The organism is Martinezella miluonensis (genome assembly GCF_900094545.1).
GTDB classification, from domain to species: domain Bacteria; phylum Pseudomonadota; class Alphaproteobacteria; order Rhizobiales; family Rhizobiaceae; genus Rhizobium; species Rhizobium miluonense.
In genome coordinates, this window is sequence record NZ_FMAH01000020.1 from 21,736 (window position 1) to 40,762 (window position 19,027).

Annotated in this window: 20 protein-coding genes; 6 read left to right on the forward strand and 14 right to left on the reverse strand. The window is 60.2% G+C overall.

Annotation, left to right across the window (positions count from 1 at the left end; genetic code table 11):
* Positions 1–24: 24 nt before the first annotated feature.
* The 3 genes from GA0061102_RS16960 to GA0061102_RS16970 form a co-directional block, all read right to left on the reverse strand.
* Positions 25–828, reverse strand: a complete 804-nt coding sequence (locus tag GA0061102_RS16960) for an anti-sigma factor family protein (protein WP_245298038.1) — start codon at positions 826–828, stop codon at positions 25–27.
* Positions 821–1,465 carry an RNA polymerase sigma factor gene (locus tag GA0061102_RS16965; protein WP_092851171.1) on the reverse strand — a complete coding sequence of 215 codons (645 nt, stop codon included), beginning with the start codon at positions 1,463–1,465 and terminating at the stop codon, positions 821–823. The genes GA0061102_RS16960 and GA0061102_RS16965 overlap by 8 nt, the downstream gene beginning before the upstream one ends.
* Positions 1,466–1,528: 63 nt before the next feature.
* A complete protein-coding gene (locus GA0061102_RS16970) occupies positions 1,529–2,071 on the reverse strand; it encodes a tetratricopeptide repeat protein (protein ID WP_092851174.1) in 543 nt (180 codons plus the stop codon).
* Positions 2,072–2,267: 196 nt separating this feature from the next.
* Between GA0061102_RS16970 and GA0061102_RS16975 the strand changes: the two genes are divergently transcribed.
* The 3 genes from GA0061102_RS16975 to GA0061102_RS16985 all read left to right on the forward strand — a co-directional run bounded on the left by GA0061102_RS16975 (position 2,268) and on the right by GA0061102_RS16985 (position 5,195).
* Positions 2,268–3,320 (forward strand): type III polyketide synthase, encoded by a 1,053-nt coding sequence (locus tag GA0061102_RS16975; RefSeq protein WP_092851178.1) that lies wholly within the window; start codon positions 2,268–2,270, stop codon positions 3,318–3,320.
* Complete coding sequence (locus tag GA0061102_RS16980) at positions 3,320–3,817, forward strand: isoprenylcysteine carboxyl methyltransferase family protein (RefSeq protein ID WP_092851362.1); 498 nt, start codon at positions 3,320–3,322, stop codon at positions 3,815–3,817. The genes GA0061102_RS16975 and GA0061102_RS16980 overlap by 1 nt, the downstream gene beginning before the upstream one ends.
* A 130-nt stretch (positions 3,818–3,947) precedes the next feature.
* Positions 3,948–5,195 carry an NAD(P)/FAD-dependent oxidoreductase gene (locus tag GA0061102_RS16985; RefSeq protein ID WP_092851182.1) on the forward strand — a complete coding sequence of 416 codons (1,248 nt, stop codon included), beginning with the start codon at positions 3,948–3,950 and terminating at the stop codon, positions 5,193–5,195.
* A gap of 10 nt (positions 5,196–5,205) precedes the next feature.
* On the opposite strand, the gene GA0061102_RS16990 is transcribed toward GA0061102_RS16985, so the two are convergent.
* The 11 genes from GA0061102_RS16990 to GA0061102_RS17040 all read right to left on the reverse strand — a co-directional run bounded on the left by GA0061102_RS16990 (position 5,206) and on the right by GA0061102_RS17040 (position 16,763).
* Complete coding sequence (locus tag GA0061102_RS16990; RefSeq protein WP_092851184.1) at positions 5,206–5,733, reverse strand: gluconokinase; 528 nt, start codon at positions 5,731–5,733, stop codon at positions 5,206–5,208.
* A 164-nt stretch (positions 5,734–5,897) separates the two neighbouring features.
* Entirely contained in the window at positions 5,898–6,851 is a 954-nt protein-coding gene (locus GA0061102_RS16995; protein WP_092851186.1) for a peptide ABC transporter ATP-binding protein, read from the reverse strand.
* Positions 6,848–7,864, reverse strand: a complete 1,017-nt coding sequence (locus tag GA0061102_RS17000) for an ABC transporter ATP-binding protein (protein WP_092851188.1) — start codon at positions 7,862–7,864, stop codon at positions 6,848–6,850. Before GA0061102_RS17000 ends, GA0061102_RS16995 begins: the two co-directional genes overlap by 4 nt.
* Positions 7,864–8,757: an ABC transporter permease subunit gene (locus tag GA0061102_RS17005; protein WP_092851190.1), complete on the reverse strand. Its 894-nt coding sequence runs from the start codon at positions 8,755–8,757 to the stop codon at positions 7,864–7,866. The genes GA0061102_RS17000 and GA0061102_RS17005 overlap by 1 nt, the downstream gene beginning before the upstream one ends.
* Before the next feature lie 9 nt (positions 8,758–8,766).
* On the reverse strand, positions 8,767–9,771 hold the full coding sequence (locus tag GA0061102_RS17010) for an ABC transporter permease subunit (protein WP_092851192.1): 1,005 nt from the start codon (positions 9,769–9,771) through the stop codon (positions 8,767–8,769).
* Between the two features lie 89 nt (positions 9,772–9,860).
* Entirely contained in the window at positions 9,861–11,456 is a 1,596-nt protein-coding gene (locus tag GA0061102_RS17015; protein ID WP_092851194.1) for an ABC transporter substrate-binding protein, read from the reverse strand.
* Between the two features lie 341 nt (positions 11,457–11,797).
* Positions 11,798–12,286 (reverse strand): iron-responsive transcriptional regulator RirA, encoded by a 489-nt coding sequence (rirA, locus tag GA0061102_RS17020; RefSeq protein WP_092851196.1) that lies wholly within the window; start codon positions 12,284–12,286, stop codon positions 11,798–11,800.
* Positions 12,287–12,418: 132 nt separating this feature from the next.
* Positions 12,419–13,510 carry a M48 family metallopeptidase gene (locus GA0061102_RS17025; RefSeq protein WP_092851198.1) on the reverse strand — a complete coding sequence of 364 codons (1,092 nt, stop codon included), beginning with the start codon at positions 13,508–13,510 and terminating at the stop codon, positions 12,419–12,421.
* Entirely contained in the window at positions 13,482–14,549 is a 1,068-nt protein-coding gene (locus GA0061102_RS17030) for a YjgN family protein (protein WP_092851200.1), read from the reverse strand. The genes GA0061102_RS17025 and GA0061102_RS17030 overlap by 29 nt, the downstream gene beginning before the upstream one ends.
* A 228-nt stretch (positions 14,550–14,777) precedes the next feature.
* Positions 14,778–15,125 (reverse strand): VOC family protein, encoded by a 348-nt coding sequence (locus tag GA0061102_RS17035; protein ID WP_092851202.1) that lies wholly within the window; start codon positions 15,123–15,125, stop codon positions 14,778–14,780.
* Positions 15,126–15,266: 141 nt separating this feature from the next.
* A complete protein-coding gene (locus tag GA0061102_RS17040; protein ID WP_092851204.1) occupies positions 15,267–16,763 on the reverse strand; it encodes a CoA-acylating methylmalonate-semialdehyde dehydrogenase in 1,497 nt (498 codons plus the stop codon).
* Between the two features lie 112 nt (positions 16,764–16,875).
* On the opposite strand from GA0061102_RS17040, the gene GA0061102_RS17045 reads away from it, so the two are divergent.
* From GA0061102_RS17045 to GA0061102_RS17050, 3 genes are all read left to right on the forward strand, one after another.
* The gene (locus GA0061102_RS17045) at positions 16,876–17,757 is read left to right on the forward strand and encodes a LysR family transcriptional regulator (protein WP_092851206.1); all 882 of its coding nucleotides are present in this window, start codon (positions 16,876–16,878) and stop codon (positions 17,755–17,757) included.
* Between the two features lie 229 nt (positions 17,758–17,986).
* Entirely contained in the window at positions 17,987–18,133 is a 147-nt protein-coding gene (locus GA0061102_RS33185) for a hypothetical protein (protein WP_167667998.1), read from the forward strand.
* Between the two features lie 366 nt (positions 18,134–18,499).
* Entirely contained in the window at positions 18,500–18,985 is a 486-nt protein-coding gene (locus GA0061102_RS17050; protein WP_092851208.1) for a GNAT family N-acetyltransferase, read from the forward strand.
* Positions 18,986–19,027 lie beyond the last annotated feature (42 nt).

Below are 19,027 nucleotides of genomic sequence, written 5' to 3' on the forward strand. Positions count from 1 at the left end.
GTTTGGGCGCATCCGGAACAGCCATCAGGCGACCAAGCGCGCCATGACATCAGCCGCAAGTTGCTGCATCCGATCAATCGGCGCGTGGCCGATCAGCATGAAGGCATGGGTGGCGCTCGACCAGTAGACGACATTCATGCCACGACGGCTCTCCATGTCCGGCGCTGCCGCACCCTTTGCAGATTGGACAATGCAAAGAGCCATCGGCCCGCTTTCCGGATCGAGATAGGCGATCTGAGCGAGAGGCTTGTTGTCATAATTCAGGATCTGCGCGCGCTTGAATTCGACGCCCGGCATGGCGACGGCTTCCGGCGCCAGCGACAAGCCGAGTTTCATGCTGACTTCGTTCAGCTGCGCGACCTGCTGTACATGATCGCCGGCCGGGGCGCTCAAGGTGTCGGCGGTATAGAGGGAAAGATATTCGGCAACCGCGGCACGCCATTCGGTGTCCTCATCCGGTTTCGAAAGCCGACGGCCGAGGCCGATCACGGCGCGGTCGATCGCAATAGCGGCCACGAAACTTGCAGCAACAGCTGCAAGGAAGCCGCGACGGCCGATGCCGGCGGCACGAGCCTTGGACTTCTTCGCAGTGGTAACAGCGGCAAGCATGGCTTCCAGTTTCGCAGCCGGCGCCTCGGCAAGCATGGGCTCGAATGCCTCCTCGAACGGCAGCGCGCTGCGCGACAGGAAATCGAAACGCTCCGCCACGCGCGCGTCGCCGGCGATCAATCGTTCGACCCATTCACGGTCGGCGGCATCCAGCTCGCCATCGATGAAGGCGGTGAGCTGCTCGTCCGTGGGCATATGTCCTTTGTTCAATTCACTCATTTCGATTCCCCAGTCGCCCACCTCCGGAAGAACTTCCGTCGGCCGCCACCCCCATGCCATCGGCGAGTTTCGCTCGCGCCGCTGCAAGCCTGCTCATGACCGTGCCGATCGGCACACTCAGGACTTCCGCCACCTCGCGGTAGGAGAGCCCCTCGACATAGGCCAGAAACACGGCCGTACGCTGCGCCTCCGGCAGAGCCTGCACCCGCTGCAGCACCTGGCCCGCCATGATGTGAGTCTCGGTCTCGTGCGCACCGTCGAAAACCAGCGTCTCGCCGGCGTCGACGAAGCCCTGCCCCATGCGCACCCGACGCGAACGGACCTCGTTCAGCCATATCGAATGGAGGATGGCAAAGAGCCAACGATCCAGCCGCGTGCCGGCAGTGAACTGCGCCGCTCGCTCCAGCGCCCTGACACAGGTCGCCTGCACGAGATCGTCGGCCACGTCGCGCTGGCGCGACAGCACTACACCATAGCGCCACAGCCGCGTCAGATGCTGGGACAGGCCCGTCCTGATATCCTCTTCGCTCGCTATGGCATCCTCCACGGCATTCGCGCATCCGGGAGCCGCCGGCTTTTTCGGCGACTCCGTTGCAGCCCGACTATAAGCAGAAATCGCGCCACGAGCGACTGGCATCACTCCCATATCCCTCGCAAAGCTCCCTGCTGATGATAGTCATGGTTGAGCCGATCCCGTACCTCAAAGGGTCGATGGATTCAGGATCGCGGCGTGAAGGTCGCGATATTCCTCGCAGGTCGTGTTGCCGCAGAGCGTCTTGATCGTGCTCAGCTGATCCTTGGCGAGATCCATCTGGCCCTTGATGACGTAGGCTTCACCGAGATATTCGCGAACCAGCGTATATTTCGGGTCCATGGCAACGGACTTCTGGTAGTAGGAAATGCCTTCATCCGTGCGTCCGAGCTTGCGAGTGGCATAGCCGCGATAGTTCAGCGCCTCTGCCGTGTTCGGGTTCTTCATCGTGTCCAGAACCGCCAGAGCTTCCTGATAGCGATGATCCTTCTTGGCCAGAGAATAGGCGTAATCGGCGCGGTTTTCGTCCGTGACGTTGGCACCCTGCTGCTTGACGCACTTCTTCGCCTTCTGATCGTAGATCTCGCCCTTCTTGCAGGTCGGCGTCGTGCTCGAATTATCGCCGGCGGCGAAGACGGGAACGGCGAAAGCGCCGAGGGTCAGGCTTGCGCCGAGGGCGATGGAAGCCAGGCGAAATACTTTGGTCGTCATGGAATGTCTCCTTGGCAAATGAACGTTGCGAGGGGAGAACACACCGCCTGCGGCATTTATTCGGGTCGCTTCAGAATATTTTTCGTGCGGCCGGTCCGTGAAGATCGTCACTGTTTCGTGACCGCTCCAGTATCGAATAGACTGCCGTCATCGCGTGTTTGCGTCCCATGCCCTTTAAGGGCGGCAGGAGAAACCCGTGACCGATACCGTCAAACTTCTAAGCCTCGCCGTCGCCACGCCTGACAATATCATCCTCCAAACGGATGCAGCAGAGACGGCAAGCCGTCTGTTCTCAGATCGATTTCAGGATTTCAAATATCTCGCCCGCGTGTTCGAGAGCACCGGCATTCGCAAGCGGCATGTGGCGCGACCGCTTTCCTGGTTCGAAGAGCCGCATGGCTGGGAGGATCGCATGGCGGCCTATACCGAGGTCGCAACCGAGCTTTTCCGGCGAGCTGCGACAGGGGCGCTGCAACGCGCCGGCATTGAAGCGCATCAGGTTGATTGTGTCGTCACGGTTTCCTCGACGGGGCTTGCAACCCCAAGCCTCGAGGCACGGCTGGCCGGAAAAATGGGCTTCCGCTGCGATATAGAGCGGGTGCCTGTCTTCGGGCTCGGCTGCGCGGCGGGCGTTTCCGGTCTTGCCATCGCGACGAAGATGGCGAAAAGCCGGCCCGGCGCCGTCGTGCTCTTCGTCGCGATCGAGCTTTGCTCGCTCGCCTTCCGACTGGACGAACTGACCAGACCCAACATCATCGCTACGGCCCTGTTCGGCGATGGTGGGGCGGCCTGCGTATTGCGAGCCGGTGAGAGTGGCGTCGTCGAAATCGAATCGACCGGAGAACATCTCTTCCCCGACAGCCTCGGCATCATGGGCTGGAAGATCGACGATACGGGCTTCGGCATCATTCTGGAACAATCGCTGCCGGTCTTTGCCGAGACACATCTGAGGAGCGCGGTCGCCGGCATTCTTGACCGCGCCGGGCTTTCGCTCTCGGATATAGACCGCTTCATCTGCCATCCCGGCGGCGCCAAAGTGCTTGCGGCGCTGGAGAGCGCACTCCATCTCGACGAAGGCTCGCTCGATATCGAGCGCGAGGTGATCGCCGATTATGGCAACATGTCCTCCCCCACCGTACTGTTCGTGCTGGAGCGGGCGATCGCTGCGGGACTGCCGCGACGTTCGGCATTGCTTGCCTTGGGCCCCGGCTTCTCGGCAAGCTGCATCACGTTGAAGAGGGTCGCATGATGCTATGGTCCTCGATCGCCCTTCTGACATTCGTGACACTGCAGCGCCTGGCCGAATTGATCTATGCCAGACGCAACACCGCCGCCCTTCTTGCCCGCGGCGGCCGGGAATATGCACCTGAACACTATCCCTTCATGGTGGCGATGCATGCCGCCTGGCTGGCTGGCCTCTGGTTGCTTGCCATCGGCAGGCCGGTCGTCCTCGCCTGGTTCCTGCTGTTCATGGTGCTGCAGGGATTGCGCCTCTGGGTATTAGCGACGCTGAAGGAACGTTGGACGACACGGATCATCATCCTGCCGGGTAGCCCACTCGTAACGAAAGGTCCCTATCATTTCCTCCGTCATCCGAATTATGCGATCGTAGTCGGCGAGATCGCCGTCCTGCCGCTTTCCTTCGGGATGCCGCTCTATGCAGCGATCTTTTCGCTGCTGAACGGCATCATTCTTACGGTCCGCATCCGCGCCGAGAACGCCTGTCTGAAACGGACTGCGACCTGACTGCATTTTTCATTTGCGCCGCCGAAATTTGGCAGGCACTTTCGATGCTTAGAGCGCAACTCACGCAATGATAGCAATATCCATGCGAATTCGCGCGAAAATGCAATGAACATGCGGATAGCAGGGTAAAATGACAAAGGACGCAATCGTTCTCGGCGCCGGCATCGTCGGCGTTTCGACGGCAATCCATCTGCAGCGGCGGGGGCGCCAGGTCGTTCTCGTCGACAGAAGGGAGCCCGGCCGGGAAACGTCCTTCGGCAATGCCGGCCTCATTCAGCGCGAGGGCGTGGTGCCCTATGGCTTCCCGCAGCAATTCGGCCTGCTGCTGCGCTATGCCCTCAACAATCGCGTCGATGCGCATTATCACCTGCGCGCCCTGCCTTCGCAGATCGCCTTCCTTGCCCGCTACTGGTGGAATTCCAATACCAAGCGCCATCAGATGATCTCGCGCGCCTATGCGCCGTTGATCGAGCATTCCGTGAGCGAGCACAATGACCTTATCGAAGCCTCGCATGCTGAAGAGCTCATTCGCAAGAACGGCTGGCTGGAGCTGTACCGCTCGAACGAGAAGCGCGACGCGGAGTTTGCCGAAGCCGAGCGCCTCAACCGGGAATTCGGGATCGGTTACGAAGCGTTGAGCAGCGCGGACATCGCGACGGCGGAACCGCATCTCAGGGGCGGCTTCGCAGGCGCTCTCCGCTGGCTCGATCCCTGGTCGGTGCTCGACCCGCATGGGCTGATATCAGCCTATCGCCGCTATTTCGAGAGCATCGGTGGCCGCGTGACCACGGGCGATGCCGTCTCGCTCGGCATGTCTGGATCAGCCTGGAGAATGGTGACGGCGGAAGGATCCATCGAGGCGGAAGATGTCGTCGTTGCGCTCGGCCCCTGGGCCGATCTGGTGACGAAACGCTTCGGCTATGCCTTCCCGCTCGGCGTGAAGCGCGGCTATCACATGCATTACGCCGCCGAAGGCAATGCCGTCCTCAACAACTGGGCGGCGGATGCCGAGCGCGGCTATCTGCTGGCGCCCATGAGCCGCGGCATTCGCCTGACGACCGGCGCCGAATTCGCACGCCGCGACGCGCCGAAAACGCCGGTACAGCTCGACCGTGCCGAAGCCCTCGCCCGTGCCGCCTTCCCGCTTGGCGAACGGCTCGATCCCGAGCCCTGGATGGGCGCCCGCCCCTGTACGCCGGATATGATGCCGATCATCGGCAAGGCGCCACGCCACAACGGTCTGTGGTTCGCCTTCGGCCATGCGCATCACGGCCTGACGCTCGGCCCGGTAACCGGCCGCGTGCTTGCCGAACTCATCACCGGCGAGAAGCCGTTCATCGATATCTCGGCCTATGGCCCGGGCCGGTTTGCGCCCTGAGCTATTTGCTCTAGAGGATGGCCTTAAGGCTCTTCACGGCAGCCTCGACGATCGCATCAATGGTACCGTCGATATCGACGGTGACGACGCCCGGCTCGCCGGTCGGCACTTCCAGTGTCTGCAACTGGCTTTCCAAGAGCGAAGCAGGCATGAAATGACCCTTGCGCTCGCCCATGCGCCTGCTCAGCAGCTCCTTGGAGCCGTGGAGATAAATGAAATAGAGATGGCCGCCGGCGGACGCCCGCAGGCGCTCGCGATAGGTCCGTTTCAGAGCCGAGCAGGAAACACTGATCCCCTCGCCCTTGGCTAGGCTTGCCGCAATCTCCTGGCCGATTTTTTCGAGCCAGGGCCAGCGATCCTCGTCGGTGAGCGGGATTCCCTTGCTCATCTTCTCGACATTGGCGGCAGGATGGAGCGCATCGCCCTCGATGAAGTGAATGCCAAGCTTAGCCGCCACCCCCTCGCCGACCGAGGATTTGCCGCTGCCGCTTACGCCCATGACGATGATGGCAAGGGGCGTCTTGGATAGTTCACTCATTTGTTTCCTGCCTTGAATCATGGCCGATAATGACAATCAGGCAGGTTCCACCGTTGACGCATCCGATTGCCTAGCCCGTCACCCCAACCCTCGCCCCGCATACGGGGAGAGGGGCCAGGCAGAAAGGCATGGGAAAGCCGGAACTGCCCGATTCACAACTTGGATCAATCCAGCGGAAAGAAACAGGAAAATTTGTGCGAGCCTTCGCCCGCTAATTCCGGCGCAACCTGCCGGCACTTGTCCTGAGCGCGCCAGCAGCGCGGATTGAAATGGCAGCCGGTCGGCGGGTTGAGCGGCGACGGCAGCTCGCCCTGCAGGCGGATGCGGTTCTTCTCACGATCGGGGTCTGCGATCGGCGTCGCCGACAGAAGTGCTGCCGTATAGGGATGGCGCGGGCGGTTGAAGACCTCTTCGGCCGTACCGGTCTCAACCGGGCGTCCGAGATACATCACCATCACGTCGTCGGCGATGTGGCGGACAACGGAAAGGCCGTGCGAGATGAAGAGATAGGCAAGCCCCATCTCCTTCTGCAGATCCATCAGCAGGTTGAGAACCTGCGCCTGGATCGACAGATCGAGCGCGGAAACCGGCTCGTCGAGCACCAACACCTTCGGCCGCAGCATCAGGGCACGCGCAATCGCGATACGCTGGCGCTGGCCGCCGGAGAACATATGCGGGTAGCGATCATAATGCTCCGGGCGCAGACCGACACGCGCCATCATCTCCTCGGCCTTGCGGCGGCGAGTGGCGGCATCGTCATCGGTATTGATCTTCAGCGGCTCTTCCAGGATGGAGCCGACCTTCTGACGCGGGTTGAGCGAGCCATAAGGGTTCTGAAACACGATCTGCACGGCGCTGCGCAGGCTGCGGTCGCCGAGCTTCGCCGGCTTGCCATCGATCAGCAATTCGCCCGATGTCGGATTTTCGATCATCGTCACGAGACGGGCGAGCGTCGACTTGCCGCAGCCGGATTCGCCGACGACAGCGAGCGTGCGGCCCGACTGCAGGCTGAAGCTGACGCCGTTCAGCGCCTTGACGGTCGCCTCGGGTTTGAAGCTGCCGCGCTTGATGGTGTAGAAACGGGCGAGATCGCGCCCTTCGAGAACAGCGCCGGTCATGCGGCACCTCCTGCAGATTTCGTGGCGGCAATGCCGGGATGACCGAGCGGCTTGCCATGTTCCAGCGGATAGTTGCAAAGGGTCAGGCCGAGTTCGCTACCCTGACGCTTGACGCCCTTGTCGCATTCCGGCGTGGCGAAGGAACAACGGGGCGCAAAGAGACAGCCCGTCGGCCGATCGTGCTGACCGGGAACGACACCGGCGATCGACGGCAGGCGCTCGCCCACTTCGGCGCGCTCCGGCAGAGCCGAGAGAAGAGCCGCCGTATAGGGATGATGCGGATCGCGGAACAGCTCCTTGACCGGCTGCTCCTCGACCTTCTGGCCGGCATATTGCACCTGCACGCGCTCTGCCGTTTCGGCGACCACACCCATGTCGTGGGTGATGAGCACGAGCGCCATGCCCTGCTCCTGCTGCAGGCGCACGAGCAGATCGAGGATCTGCGCCTGGATCGTCACGTCGAGCGCGGTGGTCGGCTCGTCGGCGATCAAGAGCTTCGGATTGCAGGCCAGCGCCATGGCGATCATGACGCGCTGGCTCATGCCGCCGGACATCTGATGCGGGAAGTTCGACAGGCGATCCGCAGGCGCAGGAATGCCGACGAGATTGAGCAGCTCGATCGAGCGCTCGCGGCGCGCCTTGCGGTCGAGGCCCATGTGAATGCGCAGGGTTTCGCCGAGCTGGAAGCCGACCGTGAAGCACGGATTGAGGCTCGACATCGGCTCCTGGAAGATCATCGCCATGTCCTTGCCGATGATCTTGCGGCGCTGACGGGCGGAGATGCCGCGAAGGTCTTTGCCATCGAACATCATGCGGTCGGCGGTGATCTTTGCCGTCCAGGGCAGAAGACCCATCATGGCAAGCATGGAGACCGACTTGCCGGAGCCGGACTCGCCGACGATCGACAGGATTTCTCCCTTGTCGCATTGGAGCGAGACACCGTCGACTGCGCGGAACAGGCCGGACGAGGTCTGGAATTCAACGGATAGGTTTTCAATATCGAGGAGTGCCATCACGACCTCTTCAGCTTCGGGTCGAACGCATCGCGCAGGCCGTCGCCCATCAGATTGATGGCGAGCACGGTGATCAGGATGCAGAGACCGGGGAAAGTAACGAGCGAGGGGTTGCTCTGGAAGAATTCACGCGAATCCGCAAGCATCGTGCCCCATTCCGGCGTCGGCGGCTGGGCGCCCTGGCCGAGGAAGCCGAGTGCCGCGGCATCGAGAATGGCGGCCGAGAAGGCAAGCGTGCCCTGCACGATCAGCGGCCCAAGGCAATTCGGCAGGATCGTCTTGAACATCAGCCGCAGCGACCCCGCGCCGGCGACGCGCGAAGCGATGACATATTCCTTGTCGCGTTCGGTCATGACCGAAGCGCGTGTCAGGCGGACGAAATGCGGCTGATTGACGATGGAGATCGCAATCATGGCGTTCGTCAGGCCAGGCCCGAGGATTGCCACCAGCACCAGGGCGAGCAGCAGCGACGGGACGGCAAGGATGATGTCCATGATGCGCATGATGATCGTGTCGGTACGGCCACGGACATAGCCGGCGACGAGGCCGATCAGGATACCGGCGAGCGCCGAAAGCGAGGCGACCACAAGACCGATGAACAGCGAGAACCGCGTGCCGTAGATGAGGCGCGACAGAAGATCGCGGCCGTTGGCATCGGTGCCGAGCAGGAAGCTGCTGTTGCTGCCCTGTACCCATGCCGGCGGTAGGCGCTGCATGTCGCTGCCGTAAGCGGCATCGGGGTTATGAGGCGCCACGACGCCGGCAAAGATTGCCAGAAACAGAACGAAGAGGAAGATCACAAGGCCGATGACGGCGCCCTTGTTGCGAGAGAAGTAATACCAGAACTCCGCGAGAGCGGAAGGACGGTCGGTTTTGACGCTTACCGTGCTCATGGACCGCTCCTAGTGACGAATGCGTGGATTGACGAAGCCGTAGAGCAAGTCGACAGCGAGATTGACGAGCATGACGATGCCCGCGATCAACAGCAGGCCGCCCTGCACGACCGGATAATCCCGCTTGAAGACGGCATCGATCATCCATTTGCCGATGCCCGGCCAGGAGAAGATGCTTTCCGTCAGGATGGCGCCGCCGAGCAGCACGCCAACCTGCAGACCGATCGTTGTGACCACCGGGATCATCGCATTGCGCAGCGCATGCACGGAAACGACGCGCAGCGGCGACAGGCCCTTGGAGCGGGCAGTGCGCACATAATCCTCGCCGAGCACTTCCAGCATGGCGGAGCGCGTCTGGCGCGCAATGACGGCGAGCGGAATGGTGCCGAGCACGACGGTCGGCAGGATCAGCGAATTGAGCGCGGAAGCAAACGCGCCCTTCTGTCCTGAGAGGAGGCTGTCGATCAGCATGAAACCGGTGATCGGCTTGAAGAAATAGATGAGGCCGATGCGGCCCGAAACCGGCGTCCAGTGCAGATAGCCGTTGAAGACGATGATCAGCAACAGGCCCCACCAGAAGATCGGCATGGAATAGCCGACGAGGGCGACTCCCATGACACTCTGGTCGAACCATGTCCCTCGCTTGACGGCGGCGAAAACGCCGGCCGGAATGCCAAGACAGATCGCCAGGATCATGGCACAAATCGACAGCTCGAGCGTAGCCGGGAAGAAGGTGAAGAAGTCGGTCAATACGTCACGCTTGGTGGTGATAGACGTGCCGAGATCGCCGTGCAGGGAGTTCCAGACGTATTTGCCGTACTGGACGATCATCGGCTGGTCGTAACCGAGATCGTGCGAGATCTCGGCATGGCGCTCCGGCGACATGACGCGTTCGCCCGACAGCAACATGACGGGATCGCCGGGAAGCAGGCGGATGAAGGAGAAGGCGACAATCGATACGCCGAGGAATGTCGGGATCAGCACCGCAAGGCGGCTGAAAAGAAATCGCAACATGACAGTTGTCCAAATTTTTCCGGCGGTCAGACTGAGTGCCTGACCGCCGGGTCGCCCGGTCCTAGCCGGGCATTCTCACAGATTTTTCGTTATTCGGCGATATCGACGCCGTCGAAGCGGTGAACGCCGAGCGGATCCTGGAAGTAGCCGGTGACGTTCTTCGTCATTGGCATGAAGACTTCGGAGTGATCGATCGTCATCCATGGTGCTTCGCGCTTAAAGATGACCTGGGCCTGTTCATAGAGCTTGGTGCGCTCCTTGACGTCAGCCGTCTGCTTGGCCTTCTTCACCAGATCGTCGAATTCCTTGTTGCACCACTGCGCACGGTTGTTGCCACCGACGGCATCGCAGCCGAGCAGCGTGTCAAGGAAGTTGTCCGGATCGCCGTTGTCGCCGGTCCAGCCGAGGATGGCCGCACCATCGCGGTCCTTAGCGGAGGAGAGCTTCAGGTACTGAGCCCAGTCATAGGTGACGATCTCGACCTTGACGCCGATCTTGGCCAGATCTGCCTGCATCAGCTCGGCAGCGCGACGCGCATTCAGCATGTAAGGACGCGAAACCGGCATAGCCCAGATCTTCATGCTGAGACCCTTGACGCCAGCCTTTTCAAGCAGCTTCTTGGCTTCGTCCGGGTTGTAGGCGTCGTCCTTCACTTCCTTGTTGTAGGACCACATGGTCGGCGGGATCGGGTTGGTGGCAACCTTGGCAGAGCCCTGGAAGACGGCGTCGACGATGGCCTGCTTGCTGACAGCCATGTTGATCGCCTTGCGCACTTCGACCTTGTCGAATGGTGCAACCAGCGTGTTATAGGCGAGATAAGAAACGTTCAGACCAGCCTGCTCGAGAACATTGAGGTTCTTGTCGGCCTTGAGGTCCTTGATATCGGCCGCGTTCGGGTACGGCATGATGTTGCATTCGCCGGACTTCAGCTTCTGCGCGCGAACGGATGCGTCCGGCGTAATCGCAAAGACGAGATCGTCGATCTTTTCCTTGCCCTTGAAGTAGCTTTCGTTTGCCTTGTAGCGGATGACGGCATCCGGCTGGTAGGCAACGAAGGTGAACGGGCCGGTGCCCAGCGGCTGCTGGTTCATCTGCTCCATCTTCTTGTCGGCCTGCAGCTTGTCTGCATATTCCTTCGACAGGATCGAGCCGAAGTCCATGGCCAGGTCGGCGAGGAAAGGCGCTTCCGGGCGGTTCAGCACGAACTTCACGGTGAGGTCATCGACCTTCTCGATCGACTTGATCAGCTTGGGGAAGCCCATGCCGTCGGCGTATTCATAAGAACCGCCAGCGACGTACTTGGCCCAGGGGCTGTCTGCGCTGATCTGGCGCCCGATGGCGAAGATGACGTCATCGGCGTTCAGGTCGCGCGTCGGCGTAAAGAAATCGGTGGTCTGGAACTTCACGCCCTTGCGGAGCTTGAACGTATATTCCTTGCCATCGGGGGAAACGGTCCAGCTTTCGGCAAGGCCCGGCTCGATCTCGGTGCCACCGTGCTTGAATTCGACGAGACGGCTGTAGACCGTACGCGATGAAGCATCGAAGGTATTGCCTCCGGTGTAGATCCCCGGATCGAAGCCTTCCGGCGAGCTTTCCGAGCAATAGACAAGTGTTTTCGACCAGGCGGACGTTGCCATGACCGAAGCCAAAGCTGTCACTGCCAGCAGGGCAGAAATCTTTTTCATGATATCGTTTCCCAGATTTGTTATTCTTTTGAAGCCGCGGACACCCTAGAGGTTGCCGTTCGGATCGCGCCGATGGAACTTTATTTTAAGTTTGAAAGCAACAAGTCCCGCCTAAATTTTTTCCGATTTGTCGAGTTTGGAAATTTTTGGACGAAAAAACCTTTGAATTGGTAATAATCTGCCGGAATTTGACGCAGTTTTGTCAGATTCAGGACGATTTAGTGCTTTCCTCTTGCGATCCGATTACCCTCCACGGCCCTGATACGGGGTACTAAATGCAAAAATCCGCGGCTGCCGGCAGCAACCGCGGATGGAAAATCGATGCAACTCGAAGCAGAAGATCAGGCTGCAGGAGCGGTGAGCGACGGCTTCTTGGCAATCGCTCTGTGATCCAGATCGGTCAGGCCGAGCAAGAAGTTGATCTGCGGGCGCGCCTTGACGAGATCGTCGATGGAATATTGCGTCAGGACGTCGAAGAAGGCGTTCAGCGCCTTGCGCAGAGCCGAGTTGAGACCGCAGCTGTCGACCAACGGACATTCTACCACGCCTTCTTCGAAGCATTCCGCCATGGCGAAGCTGTCTTCGGTCACACGAACAACGTCGAAGAGGCTGATATCGCTCGCGGGCTTGCCGAGACGAACGCCACCATTGCGGCCGCGAACGGTTTCGACAAGGCCTGCCTTGGTCAGCGGCTGCAGGATCTTGAAGAGAAACAGCTCTGAAACACTGTAAGCTCTGGCGATTTCCGGGATACGGCTCAGATGGCCGTCATTGGCGGCGCAATACATCAACATGCGCACTGCGTAATTGGTCTGTTTGGTCAGGCGCATGCCGATCTCCTGGAATCGAGGCTGCTTAGGGGCTGGACCTGTATATAGTGGCTTTCTTAGTTTTGAACAATTCCAAAATATGAAATTCATATTCAGCTTATTCCGAAGGCCACAAGCTCCTCACCCGTTCGGCTACTCTCCCCTTTCCTTCAGCTCTCTGATGTAGTCGAGGATCGCCTGCTTGCGTTCGGGCGTGCCGGGATGGGTCGAAAGCATGCTGGTGTTGCCATGATCGTGCAGCTTCGTCTCGAGCAGATCAAAGAAGCGTGACAATGCCGCCGGGTCCTTGCCGGCCGCCATCATCAGCTCCACCGAGCGACGATCGGCCTGCGCCTCGGCTTGCCGGGAGTAGGAAAGCGCAAGGAGACCGCCGCCTTGCGTCAGTATGTCCTGAATGCCGGAGCCGACGTCGCCGGCGATCAAAAGCACAAGACCGGCAACACCCGCGGCGCTGTAGAGCTGGCGCAGACTGTGCTTGTATTCGACGTGGCCGATCTCGTGGCCGAGCACGGCGGTGATCATCTCCTTGTCGCCGCCGGCCAGTTCGACAAGCTGATCGGTAAGAACGAGATTGCCGTCCGGAAGCGCGAAGGCATTTGGGCCGATAAGGCCGCCATCGCGGAAGTTCAGATGATAGCGACCCGCACCGCCTTGCGCATTGGCGGCTATCCTGGCGAAATCATCGCGGATTTCCGTCTGCTGCGCCTCAGGCAGCTTGCTGGGGCCGAAGGTCACTCGATCCAGCGTCTTCAGAGTTCCCGCCGACATCATCTCCGGCACCACCGGCGGCGTCACCAGCACGGCAACTTCCACCAGGCCCGGCAAGGCATAGCGATAGATGATCGAAGCAAGGACGAATACTGCTAGTGCAAAGGCAATCAGCCGGGGGCGAACAATCTCCAACCCATGAACGAAGCCGCTGCGCCCTTCGCCGCGGCTGCGCAGATAGGCATCGACGGCATCGTTGTCGCGGGCTTCGAACACCGATTCATTTCCGAACACGATGCGGCGCGGGATCGAACCGACGCGCGGGCTGATCTCGATATCGGAACGAATGCCCCAGGTGAGCCGCCTGCTCTCGTCCCCCTCTTCGTCCGAGACCACGATGAGCGAACCGCCGATATCCTGCAGCCGGGCAGGAACCTCCCGGCTGGAATGAGGCGGATGCCAGATACCCGTCGCTATTGTCTGCCCATCAGAAGCCAAAGTCGAAACCATCGACATCGAGATATTCCGCGCTGATCGCATTGCCTGTCGAGCGGATCTGATCGAAGACGACGCCGATCTCGCCGTCGACATGGACGGCAGTATGCTCGGTGAGAAAACGTTGCATGCGCACCGCCGCCCAGGGGCGCATCAATCCAAGGGTCACCAAGGTGACGATCACGTTCGAAACTGCAATCCACATATAGCGCCGACGGCCAAGATCGCTTCTGAGCTGATGCCGGCGATCAATCGTTGTAGCCGACCAGATGACGTTGCGGATCGATGCGCGATAATAGAGGCCGGCGGCGATATAAGCGAGGAAGTTAAGGAGAATTACAAAATGCCCCGCACTGAGGCCGGCGCCTGCCGACCGCGTCAGCATCCCGTGGAAAAGGCCCAAGGCGCCAGCAACAAAACCAAGAATCAGGCCACATCCAATCGCGATCACGATCGTTGCGCCGAAAACCTTGTAGATCGCCCCCAATCGCGGCTCCGTCGAGAACGGTCGATCTCCGTAACGGAGATTGTCGAAGATGTATTTATAATACCAGCGACTTGCGATCGGAGACAGAAGTCCGACCGATACCACCGTTACAAGGGCGCCGAGGAAGATCGCCTTGAACGCGCCGCCATAGGTCCCGACGAAATCGAAGCGCACATTGCGGTAGCTCGTGACCCGCGCGTTGAAGCGAAGGCCGCGCATGAGGAACCATGGGAATACCACCAGCATGACAGGCCAGATCGCCAGGACCGCCAGTGGCGCCACATGTGACAGAATATTCACTACGATGAGAAAGCCGAACACGATCAATCGGCCGATGAGGATCTGCTTGCCCTTGGCATGATACTCGAAACTATGGCCCAGCAAGACAGTATTCCCGTAGAAATATCGGTTACGGCGTACCTTTGCCCAGGCCGAGTAAATGCCCAAGGTAACGATCGTCAGCAGAATGTTGACGATCCAGATGCCGAAATATTCCGAGGCGTTGCCCGTGAAGGAAGCCCTCTGGAAATACCGGCTTCCACCGATCGGATAGCTTTGCTCGACAGCTGCCATATTTATGTTCCCCCTACTCCACAAGAGGACGAGCTTTCCGCTGGAGGCATCCGCACACACCCGGGCCGCCGCGGGATGTGCTGCGCAACACATCGCTCGCCTTACCGTTGTATTTGAGAGCAGGAAAACATGCACCGATCAATGAAAAAATGCCGGAATACCATTCTTGATCAACAGGGTGCCAAGTCCATACAACCAAAGCCTTAGCACCTTGTCGGATCCAGGCATTTAGGTTGCAGAAACCCATACTGCCATTTCGCACCCCCCCGGTTCGCGGAAGTGGAACCGGCGGCCGCCTGGAAAATCGAAGGCAGGGCGCGTGATGATGCCGCCGGCGAACTCGACCGCGCGCTGGGCCGCTTCCAGATCGGTGGTGCGCACCACTGGCAGCGGCGCTCCGGTCGCTTCCGCCGCATCGCCCTGAATGCCAGCATCAATGCCGGCCGCCTCGATGGCGTGATAGGTCGGGCCGTAGCTCACAAAACTCCAGTCGAAGGCTTCTTCGAAGAAGCGGCGGGTCTTCAGGCCGTCTTTCGACGGAAATTCGAGATAGTCAATCTGATAGCTCACGGACATCGCGGCTCTCCCGTTGTTCTTGTTTTGTTCTAGACGAAAACGACGGCTTAGGCAAGATGACTCTATCGAAAACAAACGCAACAAAAAACCGCCGCCCGAGAAGTCCCGGACGGCGGTCGATGATGGCAAAGGCGCCGATGCTTACTTCATCGTCGGCATGACGAATTCGGCACCATCCTTGATGCCGGACGGCCAGCGGGCGGTGATCGTCTTCGTGCGCGTCCAGAACTTGATCGAGTCCGTACCGTGCTGGTTGAGGTCGCCGAAGCTGGAAGCCTTCCAGCCGCCGAAGGAGTGGTAGGCAAGCGGAACCGGGATCGGAACGTTGACGCCGATCATGCCGATATTGATGCGCGAGGCGAAATCGCGGGCCGCATCGCCGTCACGGGTGTAGATGGCGACGCCGTTGCCGTATTCGTGCTTCATCGGCAGTTCGAGCGCTTCTTCGTAGTTCTTGGCACGGACGACGGACAGAACTGGCCCGAAGATCTCGGTCTTGTAGATGTCCATGTCAGGCTTGACGTGGTCGAACAGCGTGCCGCCGACAAAGTAGCCGTCTTCATAGCCCTGCAGCTTGAAACCGCGGCCGTCGACGACGAGTTTGGCGCCTTCTTCGACGCCACGGTCGATCAGGCCGGTAACGCGGTTGTAGGCATCCTTGGTGACGAGCGGGCCGAGATCGGCCTTGTCGTCGGTATAGGGGCCGATGCGCAGCGATTCGATCTTCGGCACCAGCTTTTCAACGAGACGGTTGGCCGTGTCTTCGCCGACCGGGACTGCGACCGATACCGCCATGCAGCGCTCGCCGGCCGAGCCGTAACCGGCGCCCATCAGGGCGTTGACGGCCTGGTCCATATCGGCGTCGGGCATGATGATCATGTGGTTCTTGGCGCCGCCGAAGCACTGGGCGCGCTTGCCATTCATGGCGGCCGTGCCATAGACGTAGCGGGCGATCGGCGTGGAGCCGACGAAGGAAACGGCAGCGATATCCGGATCGGTCAGGATGGCGTCGACTGCGGTCTTGTCACCGTTGACGACGTTGAGGATGCCTGCCGGCAGACCGGCTTCGATCATAAGCTCGGCAAGGCGGATCGGCAGGGACGGATCACGCTCGGACGGCTTGAGGATGAAGGCGTTGCCGCAAGCGATCGCCGGGGCGAACATCCACATCGGGATCATGCCCGGGAAGTTGAATGGCGTGATGCCGGCGCCGACACCGACCGGCTGGCGGATAGAGTACATGTCGATCGCCGGGCCGGCGCCTTCGGTGAACTCACCCTTCTGCAGATGCGGAATGCCGCAGACGAATTCGCAGACTTCCAGGCCGCGGATGATATCGCCCTTGGAATCTTCGACCGTCTTGCCATGCTCCGAGGAGAGCAGGGTCGCCAGCTCATCCATGTTCTGGTTCAGCAGTTCGACGAACTTGAAGAAAACACGGGCGCGGCGCTGCGGATTGGTCGCCCCCCATTTCGGCTGCGCAGCCTTGGCGTTTGCGACGGCTGCGCGCAGCTCATCGACGCTGGCGAGTGCTACCGTTGCCTGCACTTCGCCGGTTGCCGGATTGTAGACGTTGCTGGTGCGTCCGCTCGTGCCGGCGACGCGCTTGCCGCCGATGAAATGACCGATCTCACGCATGAATGTGCCTCCTCGTTTTCTTTGATAATGACAGGATGGCACTTCAATTTGCACAAATCAATGAGCTGTTATAAGCAACCGTTGTGCAAAAATTAAAGCCCTGGATGTGCATATGGATTGGGACGATGTCCGCATGTTTCTCGCTGTGGCCCGCACGGGGCAGATTCTCGCCGCCTCCAAACGGCTCGGCGTCAACCACGCCACCCTCTCCCGCCGCGTGACGACGCTCGAGGAGCGCCTGAAGACGCGGTTGCTCGTGCGCCGCACCAATGGCTGCGACCTGACAGCGGAAGGCGAGATCTTCCTGCATGCCGCAGAGCGCATGGAAACCGAAATGCTGCGCGCGCAGGCAAGCGTCGGTCATCTCGACAGCGCCATCACAGGCACGGTGCGTATCGGCGCGCCCGACGGGTTTGGCGTCTCCTTTCTTGCCCCAAGGCTGGGGCGACTGATCGCCCGCTATCCCGAGCTGCGCATCCAGCTCGTGCCCGTTCCCCGCTCCTTTTCGCTGTCGCAGCGCGAAGCCGATATCGCCATCACGCTGGAACGCCCCGAGCAGGGCCGCCTGGTTTCATCGAAGCTGACGGACTACACGCTCGGCCTTTATGCCTCGAAAGCTTATCTGGAGCAGGCCGGATTGCCTGACAGCGTCGAGGCGCTGAAGCTGCATCCGCGCGTCGGCTACGTCGAAGATCTCATCTTCACGGCCTCGCTGAATTTTTCCGGCGAGATCATGCGCAGCTGGGACGCCTCGTTCGAGATCTCCACCTCCATCGGCCAGACGGAAGCCGTCCGCTCCGGCGCTGGCATCGGCATCCTGCACGACTATATTGCCAGACAATTTCCGGAGCTGACCCGCATCCTGCCCGATGTCTCCATCAAGCGCGCCTACTGGACGACTTATCACGAGAGCGCCCGCGATCTCGTGCGCGTGCGCACTGTCGCCGACTTTCTGCAGGAGCTGGTCAGCGAAGAACGGCGGATGTTTTTCTAGGCATTTTTGCCCATCCTATCTGTTTCGGCGGCTCGTCGTTTTCATCCGGGTTGGGAACGGGAAACTCGTCCGGCAGCCCATCCGGCTGCAGTTCCTCGATCGGCGGCTTCCGCATGCGGGCAAACCTGGCCGTCATCCGCCGCTCACACGCTTGGCCATTCTCCCTCTAATGCTGGACAAAGGGCGAGCGAAGCCTAGTATTTCAGACAGAGATCAGGGAGCCAGGACGATGAGCGACAAGAAGCAGCAGAAGCTCAACGAAAAAGAGCACAAGGAGCAGGACGACTATCTGGAGGAAGCGCTGGAAGAGACCTTTCCCGCCAGCGACCCGATTTCGCCCGGCCATGTGTCGAAGAAGCCCCAAGACAAGAAATAGGGATCAAAGCCAAGGACATCGGCAGCTGGAGGGTGATAGCGTCCTGCTGCATATCAAAGCGGTGTTGCGGCTTGCCACAAAGAATCAAGGCTCGCCATGCTTGTCAAAGATCGGCATGTAGCATAATGGTTGCACATCAAACAAACGAGGGAGGTGCGCAGATGTTCGAAACGTATGAATCAGCCGCACACTCCGGCAGCGGGCTTGGCCTCAAGCGCTAGGCCTTACCGGACCAACGCACATCGGAACCGCATAGCAACTCTGTTTTTCAACGCGCGGCTAAAGTCTGCGTGATGGTTGCTGTATGTCTTCCGACCCAACCTTCCTCTCGAATATAGGGGCGCCGTTCGAGCGCCATTCGAAAAAATGCATCCAAAACAGAACCAGCAGCTTCACGCTGCAAACCTTGCCGCCGTTACCCTTGAACACGTTGCGCGCGAAGACTGCCAGCAGGTGCTCTTATTGCGCCCGCATGATTACCAGACATCCTATCTGGCCAGTAACGAGGAATCGCTTGAAGAAGCGGAGGAGAATCCTGCCTGCGTTCCTCTCATCATCCGAGCCGCAGGCGAGCCGGTGGGATTCGCCATGTACGCGCTCGATGAAGATGACGGGAACTATTGGATCTATCGCCTCATGATCGACGGCCGCTTCCAGGGTCGTGGATATGGTCGAGCTGCGCTGATCCAGATCGTCAAGCTGCTATCGGAAATCCCCGGATGCCCATGTGTCGTACTTGGCGTGCATCCCGAGAACGAAAAGGCTCGCCGGCTTTATGAGCATGTCGGATTTCGGATGACCGACGACGTCATAGGTGGCGAGCTCGTTATGAAGTACGACTTCCAGAAATAGGCTGGAATGGCCGGGGTGCGTGTAGCGACCCTCGGCCATTTC